Annotated in this window: 14 protein-coding genes; 12 read left to right on the top strand and 2 right to left on the bottom strand. The window is 58.4% G+C overall.

Annotated elements, in window-relative coordinates:
• Position 1 precedes the first annotated feature (1 nt).
• The 3 genes from ACB039_RS09290 to ACB039_RS09280 are packed head-to-tail and all read left to right on the top strand — an operon-like array spanning position 2 to position 1653.
• Positions 2-382 carry a hypothetical protein gene (locus tag ACB039_RS09290; protein WP_371165579.1) on the top strand — a complete coding sequence of 127 codons (381 nt, stop codon included), beginning with the start codon at positions 2-4 and terminating at the stop codon, positions 380-382.
• A complete protein-coding gene (gene nhaR, locus ACB039_RS09285; RefSeq protein WP_005332358.1) occupies positions 369-1301 on the top strand; it encodes a transcriptional activator NhaR in 933 nt (310 codons plus the stop codon). Before ACB039_RS09290 ends, nhaR begins: the two co-directional genes overlap by 14 nt.
• Before the next feature lie 49 nt (positions 1302-1350).
• On the top strand, positions 1351-1653 hold the full coding sequence (locus tag ACB039_RS09280) for a metalloregulator ArsR/SmtB family transcription factor (RefSeq protein ID WP_005332359.1): 303 nt from the start codon (positions 1351-1353) through the stop codon (positions 1651-1653).
• Positions 1654-1702: 49 nt separating this feature from the next.
• On the opposite strand, the gene rpsT is transcribed toward ACB039_RS09280, so the two are convergent.
• Positions 1703-1966 carry a 30S ribosomal protein S20 gene (rpsT, locus tag ACB039_RS09275; RefSeq protein WP_005308808.1) on the bottom strand — a complete coding sequence of 88 codons (264 nt, stop codon included), beginning with the start codon at positions 1964-1966 and terminating at the stop codon, positions 1703-1705.
• A 191-nt stretch (positions 1967-2157) separates the two neighbouring features.
• Here rpsT and murJ point away from each other — a divergent pair, with 191 nt between their 5' ends.
• The 6 genes from murJ to ispH all read left to right on the top strand — a co-directional run bounded on the left by murJ (position 2158) and on the right by ispH (position 9563).
• The gene (murJ, locus tag ACB039_RS09270) at positions 2158-3720 is read left to right on the top strand and encodes a murein biosynthesis integral membrane protein MurJ (RefSeq protein ID WP_042648828.1); all 1563 of its coding nucleotides are present in this window, start codon (positions 2158-2160) and stop codon (positions 3718-3720) included.
• A gap of 120 nt (positions 3721-3840) precedes the next feature.
• Positions 3841-4815 (top strand): bifunctional riboflavin kinase/FAD synthetase, encoded by a 975-nt coding sequence (gene ribF, locus ACB039_RS09265; RefSeq protein ID WP_042648827.1) that lies wholly within the window; start codon positions 3841-3843, stop codon positions 4813-4815.
• Positions 4815-7676, top strand: coding sequence for an isoleucine--tRNA ligase (gene ileS, locus ACB039_RS09260; protein WP_042648826.1), 2862 nt, complete (start codon positions 4815-4817; stop codon positions 7674-7676). The genes ribF and ileS overlap by 1 nt, the downstream gene beginning before the upstream one ends.
• On the top strand, positions 7676-8179 hold the full coding sequence (lspA, locus tag ACB039_RS09255) for a signal peptidase II (RefSeq protein WP_042648825.1): 504 nt from the start codon (positions 7676-7678) through the stop codon (positions 8177-8179). The genes ileS and lspA overlap by 1 nt, the downstream gene beginning before the upstream one ends.
• Entirely contained in the window at positions 8176-8628 is a 453-nt protein-coding gene (gene fkpB, locus ACB039_RS09250; protein WP_042648824.1) for an FKBP-type peptidyl-prolyl cis-trans isomerase, read from the top strand. Before lspA ends, fkpB begins: the two co-directional genes overlap by 4 nt.
• Positions 8628-9563 (top strand): 4-hydroxy-3-methylbut-2-enyl diphosphate reductase, encoded by a 936-nt coding sequence (gene ispH, locus ACB039_RS09245; RefSeq protein ID WP_042648823.1) that lies wholly within the window; start codon positions 8628-8630, stop codon positions 9561-9563. The genes fkpB and ispH overlap by 1 nt, the downstream gene beginning before the upstream one ends.
• A gap of 364 nt (positions 9564-9927) precedes the next feature.
• Here the strand turns inward: ispH and ACB039_RS09240 are convergent, their stop codons facing one another.
• The gene (locus ACB039_RS09240; RefSeq protein WP_042648822.1) at positions 9928-10305 is read right to left on the bottom strand and encodes a type IV pilin protein; all 378 of its coding nucleotides are present in this window, start codon (positions 10303-10305) and stop codon (positions 9928-9930) included.
• Positions 10306-10398: 93 nt separating this feature from the next.
• On the opposite strand from ACB039_RS09240, the gene ACB039_RS09235 reads away from it, so the two are divergent.
• From ACB039_RS09235 to ACB039_RS09225, 3 genes are read left to right on the top strand one after another with little or no spacing between them, the layout of a single operon-like run.
• A complete protein-coding gene (locus ACB039_RS09235) occupies positions 10399-10932 on the top strand; it encodes a GspH/FimT family pseudopilin (protein ID WP_042648821.1) in 534 nt (177 codons plus the stop codon).
• A complete protein-coding gene (locus ACB039_RS09230; RefSeq protein ID WP_081000885.1) occupies positions 10926-11570 on the top strand; it encodes a PilW family protein in 645 nt (214 codons plus the stop codon). Before ACB039_RS09235 ends, ACB039_RS09230 begins: the two co-directional genes overlap by 7 nt.
• Before the next feature lies 1 nt (position 11571).
• Positions 11572-12702, top strand: a complete 1131-nt coding sequence (locus ACB039_RS09225; protein WP_042648820.1) for a PilX N-terminal domain-containing pilus assembly protein — start codon at positions 11572-11574, stop codon at positions 12700-12702.
• The last annotated feature ends 7 nt before the right edge of the window (positions 12703-12709 follow it).

The raw sequence follows: 12709 nt of genomic DNA, 5'->3' as shown, positions 1-12709 counted from the left end.
CATGCTGGCGAGTCCGGCACTCTGGGCGAATAGTCTGGCGGAGTGCCAGCAGGATGCAACGTCGGCCAGTTGTTCGGCTTACCTCAATGGCGTGGTAGACAGCGCCCTTATGCTGGGAGACAAGCAGGCCAAGGCCCAATTCGGCGAGACCTTTGCTGAACGGGCCCTGAGCAGCCGGGCTGGCGAGAGAGTCAAGCAGTCGAACAAGCGTTACTGCGGGGAGCGGATGCCGGATCCGGCCCGCCTCAAGATCACCCTGCAAGAGCAGTTCGGCGCAAACAAAGTTGACTCGATCAGCGACATGTATGACATTCTGGCGGTTGAACTCAGCTGCTATCGGAGCCCGCGCGGCGCGGGAACCCCACCGGATGTCACACCTTAACTACAACCATCTCTATTATTTTTGGATGACTCAGAAGAAGGGCTCCGTCACCCAGGCGGCGGAAGCCCTCTTTCTCACTCCCCAGACCGTCACAGGTCAGATCAAGCTGCTGGAGCAGCGCCTGGGCGGCAAGCTGTTGATCCGAAAAGGGCGTTCCCTCGAGGCCACCGAGCTGGGCCAACTGGTGTTTCGCTATGCCGACAAGATGTTCAGCCTCTCTTACGAGATGCTGGATATCGTCAACTACCGCAAGGAGAGCCAGATCCTGTTCGACGTCGGCATCGCCGATGCACTCTCCAAGCGCCTCGCCAGTCGGGTGCTGCTCTCTGTCATCCCCAATGACGGCTCCATCCACCTGCGCTGCTTCGAATCGACTCACGAGTTGCTGCTGGAGCAACTGAGCGAACACAAGCTCGACATGATCCTCTCCGACTGCCCGGTGGATTCCAGCCAGCACGCCGGTCTGCTTTCCAAGCGGTTGGGGGGGTGTGGCGTCAGCTTCTTCTGCAAGGCGCCGCTGCCCGAAAAGCCTTTTCCCGCCTGTCTGGAGGAGCGCAAGCTGCTCATTCCGGGCCGGCGTACCGCCATGGGTCGACAGTTGACGCAGTGGTTCGAGCAGCAGGGCATCTCTCCCAGCATCCTGGGTGAGTTCGACGATGCGGCTCTGATGAAGGCGTTTGGCTTCTTCAATCAGGGTATTTTCATGGCGCCGACCATCTATCGGGAGGAGATTCTGGAGGGGGAGGAGGTGATGCTGATCGGAGAAACCCAGGATCTGATGGAGGAGTACTACGTCATCTTTGCAGAGCGGATGATCCAGCATCCGGCGGTGAAGCGGGTGTGTGAGAGTGATTTCTCCTTCCTGTTTGCCGGTCAGGAGGACTTCACCACCATTCAGCCAGCAACCCTGTCATTTTAAATCGATGAGTCAGGGGGTATGATTCCTGTCTTGCAGGGGAGGGAATGCGATGCAGTTGGAAGAGATGGAGGCGAATGCCGGACGTGCGGTCACCCTGCTCAAGGCGCTGGCCAATGAGCGGCGCTTGTTCATTCTGTGCCAGTTACTGGAGCGGGAGTTGTCGGTGGGGGAACTCAACGAGGTACTTGGACTGAGTCAATCGGCGCTGTCACAACATCTGGCGGTGTTGCGGCGCGATGAGTTGGTGACGACACGAAAAGAGGCCCAGACGGTCTACTATTCGCTGCGCAGCCATGAGGTACGCGAGATGATTGGATTGTTGCACAGGTTGTATTGTAGCGAACCCAAATAAAAAACCGGCACTAAGGCCGGTTTTTTTAGCTTTGTTCAGCCGAAGCTGATTAAGCCATAGCTTTGATCTGGGCAGACAGGCGGCTCTTGTGACGAGCAGCTTTGTTCTTGTGGATCAGGCCTTTGGTCGCCATACGATCCATGATCGGCTGAGCAACAGCGAAAGCGGCAGTGGCAGCAGCCTTGTCGCCAGAGGCGATGGCAGCGATCACTTTCTTCAGGTAAGTACGGGTCATGGAACGACGGCTGGCGTTGTGCTGACGACGTTTCTCTGACTGAAGAGCACGCTTCTTAGCAGATTTGATGTTAGCCAAGGTAAAACTCCTAAAACTGTCTTAGCGAGTGTATTGAAAAGGCCCGGAAATATGCCTTCCCAACCACATATTGTCAAATGATTTGTGCAAATAAACACCGCCCCCCGGTGGTGTGTCAGATGGGAGACGGTTAAACTGTCGGCCGATTCTAACAGCATTCTTTTCTTTCTGACAGTTCCAGAGGCCTCGTCTTGAGTAAGAAATTGATCAAATCCGGCATGATAGTGTCCGGAATGACGCTGGCGTCCCGCGTGATGGGCTTGGTGCGCGATGTGGTCATCGCCAATCTGCTCGGTGCCGGGGTGGCCGCAGACGTCTTCTTCTTCGCCAACCGCATTCCTAACTTCCTGCGCCGATTGTTTGCCGAAGGGGCCTTCAACCAGGCTTTTGTTCCCGTGATGACGGAGTACAAGAAAAACGGTGACGAACAGGCTGTTCGCGAGTTGCTGGCCGCAGTGGCGGGCACCCTTGGCGGCATTGTCACCATAGTCACCCTGCTCGGTGTGCTGGGTTCCGGTGTGCTGACGGCCCTGTTCGGCTGGGGCTGGTTCTGGGACTGGCTGCACGGCGGGCCGGCGGCCGAGAAGTTCGAGCTGGCCAGCCTGATGCTCAAGATTACCTTCCCCTATCTCTGGTTCATCACCTTCACCGCCATGGCCGGGGCCATTCTCAACACCTTCGGTCGCTTCGCCGTCTCCTCCTTCACGCCGGTGTTTCTCAACCTCACCATGATTGCGGCGGCCTGGTGGATAGCCCCGTTGCTGGAGCGGCCCGAGATCGCGCTGGCGATCGGCGTCTTCCTCGGCGGCCTGGTGCAGTTTCTGTTCCAGTACCCCTTCCTGCGTCAGATCAACATGCTGGTGTGGCCCAAGTGGGGTTGGCACCATCCCGGTGTGGTGAAGATCCGCACCCTGATGATACCGGCGCTGTTCGGCGTCTCGGTCAGCCAGATCAATTTGCTGATCAACACCATGCTGGCCTCCTTCCTGGCGACCGGTGCCATCAGCTATCTCTATTACTCGGATCGCCTGCTGGAGTTTCCCCTTGGCCTGTTTGCTGTCGCCATCAGCACTGTGATCCTGCCGGCGCTTGCCAGGAAGCATGTGGATGCGGATCCGGCCGACTTCTCCCGCACCATGGACTGGGGGGTGCGCATGGTGATGCTGCTCGGCCTGCCCGCCATGGTAGGGATTGCGGTATTGCGCGAGCCCATACTGCGGGTGCTGTTCATGCGCGGCGAGTTCGGCATGCACGAGGTGGCCATGTCCAGCGCCAGCCTGCTGGCATCCACCACGGGCTTGCTGTCGCTGATGCTGATCAAGGTGCTGGCCCCTGGCTACTACGCCCGCCAGGACACCAGGACCCCGGTGCGGATCGGCATCATGGCCATGGTGGCCAACATGGTATGCAACCTCATCTTCATCTATCCCCTGGGCTATGTGGGGCTGGCGCTCGCCACCGCCTGCTCCGGTACCCTGAATGCGGCTCTGTTGTTCAAGGGGTTGTATCAGCAGGCGGTCTATCGTCCTTCCCGCAACACGGGGGTGTTCTGCCTCAAGCTGCTGGCAGCGACCCTGCTGATGGGGGGCCTGCTTGGTTATCTGTCGCCGGATCTCGCCCAGTGGGGAGCCTGGAGCATGGGCAAGGCAAGCCTGGAGCTGACCCTGCTGCTCTGCCTTGGGGGGGCGTTGTACGGGATCGTCCTGTTGGTGCTGGGGGTCAGGCCAAGACACCTGAAATCGGGTCAGCAATGAGGCTGATGAGGCCCGGATTCCGGGCCAGATACCTGAAATCGGCTCAACAGCAGGGCTGACCCTGCCTGCTGCCTGATATATAATCCGCCGATTTCCATGGCAGCAACGCACAAGGCACTGATGGAACTCATTCGCGGCATTCACAATATCAAGCCCCGCCACCGGGGTTGTGTATTGACCATAGGCAACTTCGATGGGGTTCATCAGGGCCACCATGCGGTGCTGGTCCGATTGCAGGAGAAAGCCGTGCAGCTTGGCCTGCCCGCCTGCGTCATGTTGTTCGAGCCGCAGCCGCTGGAGCTGTTTGCGGGGAATGCCGCTCCTGCTCGTCTCAGCCGCTGGCGGGAGAAGTACGAAGCGCTCAAGGGGATGCAGATAGATCGCATGCTCTGCGTGCGTTTCACGCATCGCTTCGCCGAACAGGCTGCCAGCACCTTCATCGAGCAGCTGCTGGTGGAGAAGCTGGGCGTGCATTATCTGGTGGTGGGCGATGATTTTCGCTTCGGCAAGGGGCGAGAGGGGGATTTCCATCTGCTGGAGGCGGCGGGCCGTCGTTTCGGCTTTGAAGTGATCAGCACCCAGAGCTTCCAGGTCGAACGCCAGCGGGTCAGCAGCACCCTGGTGCGCGAGGCCTTGGCAGCTGGTCGCATGGCGGAGGTGGAGCTGATGCTCGGCCGCCCCTACGCCATCAGCGGTCGGGTGGCCCACGGCGACAAGCTGGGGCGCACCATAGGTTTTCCCACCGCCAATCTCGCGCTTAAACGGCAGGTGATCCCGGTCGGTGGCGTGTTCGCGGTGGAAGTGTTATGTTCCGGCAAGACCTTCCCCGGTGTCGCCAATGTGGGTGTACGGCCGACCTTGAGCGGTACACAAGCTAGATTGGAAGTACATCTATTTGATTTTTCTGGTGATCTATACGGTCAGCAGGTCAAGGTGCTGCTTCGCCACAAGCTGCGCGAAGAGCAGAAGTTTGCCTCTTTCACCGCCTTGAAAGAGCAGATCGAACGAGATGCCCTGGCGGCCCGAGCCTGGTTCGGGCTGCCACCATTCAATTTACCCAGCACTCTTTTAGAAAAGAAGGGAACCCAGGACTGATGAGCGACTATAAACACACCCTGAATCTGCCGGAAACCGAGTTTCCGATGCGTGGCGATCTGGCCAAGCGTGAACCCAACATGCTCAAGCGTTGGTACGATCAGGATCTTTACGGCGCCATTCGCCGCGCCAAAGCGGGCAAGCCTTCTTTCATTCTGCACGATGGCCCTCCCTACGCGAACGGCAGCATTCACATCGGTCACTCGGTCAACAAGATCCTCAAAGACATCATCATCAAGTCCAAGGGCCTCTCCGGCTTCGACTCCCCCTATGTGCCGGGCTGGGATTGCCACGGTCTGCCCATCGAGCTGAAAGTGGAAGGCATGGTCGGCAAGCCGGGGGAGAAGGTTTCCGCCGCCGAGTTCCGCGCCGAGTGCCGTAAATACGCCAAGACCCAGATCGAAGCGCAGAAGACCGACTTCATCCGCCTGGGCGTACTGGGTGACTGGGAACACCCCTATCTGACCATGGACTTTGGCACCGAAGCCAACATCATCCGCTCCATGGCCAAGATTGTCGCCAATGGTCACCTGCACAAGGGTTCCAAGCCGGTGCACTGGTGTACCGACTGTGGCTCCGCGCTGGCGGAAGCCGAAGTGGAGTACTACGACAAAAATTCCCCCTCCATCGACGTACGCTTCAAGGCCGTCGACGAGGCGACAGTGGCAGCCAAGTTCGACTGCCCTGAAGGTCATGCCGGCAAGGGCCCGCTCTCTGCCGTGATCTGGACCACCACCCCCTGGACCCTGCCGGCCAACCGCGCCATCGCCATGCACGCCGATCTGGACTACGCCCTGGTACAGGTGGAAGGTGACAACCCCGAGCGCCTGATCCTGGCCGCCGAGCTGGTCAAGGACGTGATGGACAGAGCCGGTATCGAGAAGTTCCACAACCTGGGCTATGCCAAGGGTGCGGCGCTCGAACTGCTGCGTTTCAACCACCCCTTCTACAGTTTCGACGTCCCCGTGGTACTGGGTGATCACGTCACCCTGGATGCCGGTACCGGCGCCGTGCACACCGCCCCTGGCCACGGTCAGGAAGATTTCGTGGTCGGTCAGAAGTACGGTCTGGAAGTCGCCAACCCGGTTGGCAGCAACGGCGTCTACCTGCCGGATACCGAACTGTTTGCCGGTCAGCATGTGTTCAAGGCCAACGCCTCCGTGGTCGAGGTACTGACCGAGCGCGGTGCCCTGCTGCACCACAAGGTGTTCAACCACTCCTACCCGCATTGCTGGCGTCACAAGACCCCGATCATCTTCCGTGCCACCCCCCAGTGGTTCATCAGCATGGAGCAGAAGGGGTTGCGCAAGCGTGCGCTGGAAGAGATCGAACGCATCGAGAAAGATGGCATTGCCCAGCACGGCCAGAGCGGCTGGGTACCGGCCTGGGGCAAGAACCGCATCCAGGCGATGGTCGAGAACCGTCCTGACTGGTGTATCTCCCGCCAGCGTACCTGGGGAGTGCCCATCTCCCTGTTCGTTCACAAGGAGACCCAGGAGCTGCACCCGGAGTCCGTGCGCCTGATGGAAGAGGTGGCCAAGCGGGTCGAGCAGTCCGGCATCCAGGCCTGGTGGGATCTGGACAAGGCCGAACTGCTGGGCAGCGACGCCAACCTGTACGACAAGGTGCCCGACACCCTGGACGTCTGGTTCGACTCAGGTTCGACCCACTCCTCCGTGGTCGATGCCCGTCCCGAGTTCAATGGCAATCCGGCCGACATGTATCTGGAAGGCTCTGACCAGCACCGCGGCTGGTTCATGTCCTCCCTGATGATCGGCGTGGCGATGAAAGACAAGGCCCCCTACAACCAGGTACTGACTCACGGTTTCACTGTGGACGGTCAGGGCCGCAAGATGTCCAAGTCCATCGGCAACGTGGTGAGCCCGCAGGACGTGATGAACAAGCTGGGTGCCGACATCCTGCGTCTGTGGGTCGCCAGCACCGACTACACCGGCGAGATGACCGTCTCCGACGAGATCCTCAAGCGCTCTGCCGACGCCTATCGCCGTATCCGCAACACCGCCCGCTTCCTGCTGGCCAACCTGAACGGCTTCAATCCGGCGACCGACATGGTGGCGCCTGCCGACATGGTAGTGGTGGATCGCTGGGCCGTAGGTCGTGCCAAAGCGGTACAGGCCGAGATCATGGCGGCGTTCGACGAGTACAACTTCCACGGCGTGACCCAGAAGCTGATGCAGTTCTGCTCCATCGAGATGGGCTCCTTCTATCTGGACGTCATCAAGGATCGCCAGTACACCGCCAAGGCCGACAGTCTGGCCCGTCGCTCCTGCCAGACCGCCCTCTATCACATCGCCGAAGCCATGGTGCGCTGGATGGCGCCCATTATGAGCTTCACTGCCGACGAGATCTGGGCTCTGCTGCCGGGTGAGCGCGGCGAGTTCGTGTTCACCGAGGAGTGGTATGACGGCCTGTTCGGGCTGGAAGCAGGTGAAACCCTCAACGACGATTTCTGGGCCGAAATCCTCACCGTGCGCGGTGAAGTGAACAAGGCACTGGAAGTGGCCCGTGGCGAGAAGCGCATCGGTGGCTCCCTGCAGGCCGAACTGACCCTGTTCGCCAAGCCGGCACTGGCTGCGCGTCTGAACGCCTTGGCCGATGAGCTGCGCTTCGTGCTGCTCACCTCTAAGGCCAAGGTCGTCAGCGTCGATGCTGCCCCGGCAGACGCCGTGGCGACCGAGCGCGACGACCTGTGGCTGAGCGTGGCCCAGTCTGCCGCCGCCAAGTGTGACCGCTGCTGGCACCATGTGGAAGACGTGGGCACCATCGCGGGTCACGAAGAGATCTGTGGCCGCTGTGTCACCAACGTCGAGGGTGACGGCGAAACTCGTCAATTTGCCTGATGAACATGACTCACCATAAAAGCGGCCTGCGTTGGCTGTGGCTGGCAGTGCTGGCCTTTGTACTGGACCAGGCGAGCAAGCTCGCCGTGGTCAAGCTGCTGCCATTTGGCTACCCGGGAGTGGAGATCACCCCCTTCTTCAACCTGGTCCATGTCTACAACAAGGGGGCGGCTTTCAGCTTCCTGGCTGATCAGGGCGGCTGGCAGCGCTGGTTCTTCGCCGTGCTGGCGTTTGCCATCTGTGGTCTGCTGATCCATTGGTTGCGCAAACAGTCGGTGACTCAGCGCTGGAGCGGCATCGCCTATTCGCTCATCATCGGCGGGGCGCTTGGCAATGTCTTTGATCGGCTGGTGCTGGGCCACGTGGTCGATTTCCTCGACTTCTATTGGCAGCGTGCTCATTGGCCTGCATTCAATCTGGCCGACAGCTTCATCTTCATCGGCGCCGCCATGATAGTGCTGGACGGTTTTCGCAGTGAAAAGAAGAAGGACGTGACGCAATGAGCCAGCTGATTGTTGCAGACAGCTGTGTGCTGTTTCACTTCTCCATCAAGTTGGAAGACGGCTCGGTAGCTGACAGCACGGCGCTGCACGGCAAACCAGCCCGCCTGCGGATGGGGGATGGCAGCCTGACCAACACCTTCGAGCAGTGCCTGCTGGGGCTCAAGCAAGGTGATAGCAAGAGCTTCACATTGCCGCCGGAAGAGGCCTTTGGCCTCTCCAATCCCGACAACATCTACCATCTGGACAGAGCCAAGTTTGGTGCCGATGTGGAGCCCAAGGTCGGTACCATCATCCTGTTCGATCAGCCCAACGGCAGCGAATTGCCGGGGATCATCCGGGCGGTGGAAGGAATGTCGGTGACGGTCGATTTCAACCATCCGCTGGCGGGTCACACCGTTACCTTTGAGGTGGAGATCCTGGGCGTGGATGACGAGGAAAAGGTGAGCTGATGGATATTTTGCTGGCTAACCCGCGTGGCTTCTGCGCCGGTGTCGACCGTGCCATCAGCATAGTCGAGAGCGCGCTGGAGAAGTTCGGTGCCCCCATCTATGTCCGTCACGAGGTGGTGCATAACCGCTATGTGGTGAACAAGCTGAAGGAGGCGGGAGCCGTGTTTGTCGAGGAACTGGACGAGGTGCCGGACGACAGCATCGTCATCTTCTCCGCCCATGGCGTGGCCAAGACGGTGCGCGAGATGGCCAAGTCCCGTGCTCTCAAGGTATTCGATGCCACCTGTCCGCTGGTGACCAAGGTGCACATGGAGGTCCATCGTGCCAGTCGCAAGGGATCCGAGGCCGTACTCATCGGTCACGCGGGCCACCCCGAGGTGATCGGCACCATGGGGCAGTACGAGAATACGGAAGGGGGTATGTATCTGGTGGAGACGCCGGAGGATGTGGCCAGGCTCAAGGTGAAGAACCCGGATGATCTTTGCTTCGTCACCCAGACCACCCTGAGCGTGGACGAGACCTCTGACGTCATCGATGCGCTGCGCAAGCACTTCCCCAAGATCCAGGGGCCGCGCAAAGACGATATTTGCTACGCCACCCAGAACCGTCAGGATGCGGTGCGGGAGATGGCGGGGCTGGTGGATGCCATGCTTGTAGTCGGGTCGCGCAACTCCTCCAACTCCAACCGCCTGCGGGAGTTGGCCGAGAAGGTGGGGGCGCGAGCCTACCTGATCGACGATGCCTCCATGATCGAACCGGGCTGGTTGGACGGTGTGGAGCGTATCGGGGTGACCGCGGGGGCCTCTGCCCCCGATGTGCTGGTACAAAATGTCATCGCCCGTCTGCGTGAGTTGGGGGGCACGATAGTGACAGAACACCCTGGTCGCGAGGAAAACGTAGTATTCGAGGTGCCGCCAGAGTTGCGTATCCTCTGATGGAAATGCCGGCACCACGCCGGCATTTTTGCGACAGGCATCCCGTTTCCCATATATAAAAGCAGCGACAGTTCTCGTTGGAGATCTGCTCTGCCATTAACACTGTCGACAGTGCTGATTGAATTTTCGACATTTTCGCATGCCGACCCCAACCATGGATGGAACTTGCGGAGGGTTTGACACGGTGCACAACAGGATGTTTGCGCCCCTTGGCTTCACGTTCATCGAGCTAATGGCCATCGTAGTACTCTTGTCTATCCTGCTGACGCTGGGAGTTCCTTCTTTTAACTCATTGATCTGAAACATGAGCCTGACAGCTCAGGCGAATCAGTTCGTGGCTTCGGTGCAACTGACCCGCAGCGAGTTACTTCCAGCAGTCAGATGGCGTCTTGGTATCGGCCTTGTTGAGAGTCAGAGTGGTACAGCCTGAATCATTGCTTTGGCTGCCTTTGGCTGTGGCTATCAGGGTATAAACCGTAGCGGTAGCGCCAGAGATGGTAAAGGTGTAGTAATCGCTTGTTGGGTTACCCACTTGAGATGGTGTTCCGCTATAACTCGTATTGGATATGCGAAATTCTTCCTGCTTGAGTTGCATGCTCAGCAACCCCTTGATTGCCTCGGCACGACGGGACTTATGCAGCCCATAGGTAAAGCTCGGATAGGCCACAGCTGCCAGGATGGCGACGACAGCCACCACAACCAGCAGCTCCAGCAATGTAATACCTGATTGTTTGGTTCTCATGGGCGGCACGCTCTGGAAACGGTTTGATACTATAGAATAGTACTGACAGTGAGCTCTACTGGCATGGGCAAAAAGAAAGGAGTCTTGAGCTAAATGATGCGCACAGTAGGACGTGTTTCCGGTTTTACCCTGATTGAGCTGTTGCTGGCACTGACGGTGGCTGCATTGCTGCTTGCCGTAGCCCTGCCCAGCTATCAGTCATTGCGGCAGGAGCAGATGGTCAGGGCTGCCACGCAGGCTATCTATACCGATGTCATGTTGCTCAAATCCGAGGCGGTCAAACGCAATCAGACGCTCAATCTGCTGCTGTTCAATAGCGGTACCAGTAACTGGTGCTACCGCGTGCATATCGATGGTAGCTGTAATAGCTGTGCCGATGCTTGTTCCAGCATCGAGGGGCGAAAAGGGGTGAATGCCAGCGAATTCCCGGGTATCACCCTAGTGGCGAGTTACAGTGAGTCGGCTACCAATATCAGGCCGCTCAATATTTCTCCCCGCAGAGGTACATTGACGGCTGGCAACATCGCCATCTCGTCCGGTAGCTACGCCATGCGAGTCGTTACTAACAATGTTGGGCGGGTTCGTACCTGTGCTGTCAGCAATGTGAGTGGGGTGCCGACATGTTGAGGCGACATGCAGGCTTCAGTCTGGTGGAGTTGATGGTCGCCATGGTGGCGGGCTTGTTACTGGTGGCTGCCGTGACGACGCTCTTCGCAACGATTCTCAGGGCAAATAGCACGGCTATGAAGGTGAGTCGACTCAATCAGGAGGTTCAGGCAATCACCGACATGATGGCCCGCGATATTGAGCGTGCAGGTTATGATGCCAGTGCTGCTACCTCGACTCGATTGGTATCTGGTGCACTCCCATCGCCCTTCTATTTCGACGCAAGCACCGACCTGATGGATCAGACCGCAACAGGTTCCAACATCTATCGCTGCATCAGGATCAGTTATGATGACAATGAAAACGGTGTGCTAAACAACAGCCCATCCAGCAGCCTGGAAACTCGGCTTTATAGTTACAGTAGCGGAGATAAGGGAGTCAAACTCGCTACGGGAACCAGTCCCACTTGTAATAGCGGTAGCCTCATTTCGACCGATAACACCATAGAGATCACCCAGCTTACCTATCGCCTGCTCTCCAGTAGCCAAGTGAGCGGTGCCAGGGCAATTCAACTCAACATTTCGGGCCGCTACAAGGACAATACTGAGCTGACCTTGAACTTGCAGCGTGATATCAAGTTGCGCAATGACGGATACTGATATGAGAATCCAGTCCGGTTTTACGACTTTCACCGTCACACTGATCCTGTTGTTGATCCTGCTGGCAGTCACCCTGCTGGTGGGCAAGCTGCTGGTGGCCGATCGTCGCATCACATTGAATGAAACCCTCTATCGTCAAGTGATGGCCTTGGCAGAACAGGGGTTGTCCTATGGCTTTGGTCGACTATCTGCTGAAGGTTCATCTTGCCCCTCTTTGCTGCCCGCTTGGTCAGGGAACTCGTTTTCTCCATCAGGTGCTGGGGGGACTTATACCCTGACGGTCGAATGCATAACTCCCTTTCCCGTGGTGGCTGGGAGTACCACGCCCATCGCACCTATCCGGATTCGCTCTGTGGCCAGCCTGAGCAACAGCCAGGCGCAAGCGGCTGTCGAGGCTCGATATGTGCAAAGCAACGTGCTGGCTGGGACACCTGCCGCGCCTCTGACTGTCGCAGGGGGAATGGCGGTCGGGGGTAACTTTACCGTTGTTGCCAATCCCAATGGAGGGGGACCTGGAGTGCCGCTTTCCATCTGGACCAATGATTATGTAGATCTGAATACGGGGTCCGGCCAGACCTGCCATCAGGGTGATTACGCCGGTGGCTGCAGTGCCAATATCAGCCAACCGGGCAATAAGCAGTCGGATATCAAGGATAGCGATCCCGATTTTCCAACCGACCTGGTGTGGTATCTGTTCAATGAGAATGACGATGCCGCTGGCTGGGCCAACATAGAGTCAAGAGCCAACCAGATAGTCAATAATTGCAATGGTCTGGGGCCGACGACGACAGGGCTTGTCATTGTCAATGGCGATTGCAATCCCGGTTCCAATATTGGTACTCAATCTGCCCCTGTTGTGTTGATCATCAAGGATGGCAGCCTGACCATCAATGGCAACCGTCAACTGTATGGGCTGGTATTTGCGTACTCTTCACATCCAGCTACGGCAACCACGGATATCAAGCTCACTGGCGGGGCCATCGTGAACGGTGCCTTGGCTGCCAACTTTGAGCTGGGCAAGGCCAATGGTACCTATGATGCCAAATATGATGAGGCCGCACTGAGCAATATCAGGACAGGCGCCGCCTTCCAGACTCTTAAACAGGTGCCGGGTAGCTGGCGCGACTGGTAGAGGACAA

It is taken from the genome of Aeromonas sp. S2(2024) (genome assembly GCF_041402505.1).
In the GTDB taxonomy this organism is placed as follows: domain Bacteria; phylum Pseudomonadota; class Gammaproteobacteria; order Enterobacterales; family Aeromonadaceae; genus Aeromonas; species Aeromonas media.
This window is presented reverse-complemented; position numbering and strand designations above follow the sequence as displayed.

Coding starts and splice junctions, on each gene's coding strand:
- ACB039_RS09290 (WP_371165579.1), top strand. CDS start 2: ATGCTGGCGAGTCCGGCACTCTGGGCGAATAGTCTGGCGGAGTGCCAG.
- nhaR (WP_005332358.1), top strand. CDS start 369: ATGTCACACCTTAACTACAACCATCTCTATTATTTTTGGATGACTCAG.
- ACB039_RS09280 (WP_005332359.1), top strand. CDS start 1,351: ATGCAGTTGGAAGAGATGGAGGCGAATGCCGGACGTGCGGTCACCCTG.
- ribF (WP_042648827.1), top strand. CDS start 3,841: ATGGAACTCATTCGCGGCATTCACAATATCAAGCCCCGCCACCGGGGT.
- ileS (WP_042648826.1), top strand. CDS start 4,815: ATGAGCGACTATAAACACACCCTGAATCTGCCGGAAACCGAGTTTCCG.
- lspA (WP_042648825.1), top strand. CDS start 7,676: ATGAACATGACTCACCATAAAAGCGGCCTGCGTTGGCTGTGGCTGGCA.
- fkpB (WP_042648824.1), top strand. CDS start 8,176: ATGAGCCAGCTGATTGTTGCAGACAGCTGTGTGCTGTTTCACTTCTCC.
- ispH (WP_042648823.1), top strand. CDS start 8,628: ATGGATATTTTGCTGGCTAACCCGCGTGGCTTCTGCGCCGGTGTCGAC.
- ACB039_RS09240 (WP_042648822.1), bottom strand. CDS start 10,305: ATGAGAACCAAACAATCAGGTATTACATTGCTGGAGCTGCTGGTTGTG.
- ACB039_RS09235 (WP_042648821.1), top strand. CDS start 10,399: ATGATGCGCACAGTAGGACGTGTTTCCGGTTTTACCCTGATTGAGCTG.
- ACB039_RS09230 (WP_081000885.1), top strand. CDS start 10,926: ATGTTGAGGCGACATGCAGGCTTCAGTCTGGTGGAGTTGATGGTCGCC.
- ACB039_RS09225 (WP_042648820.1), top strand. CDS start 11,572: ATGAGAATCCAGTCCGGTTTTACGACTTTCACCGTCACACTGATCCTG.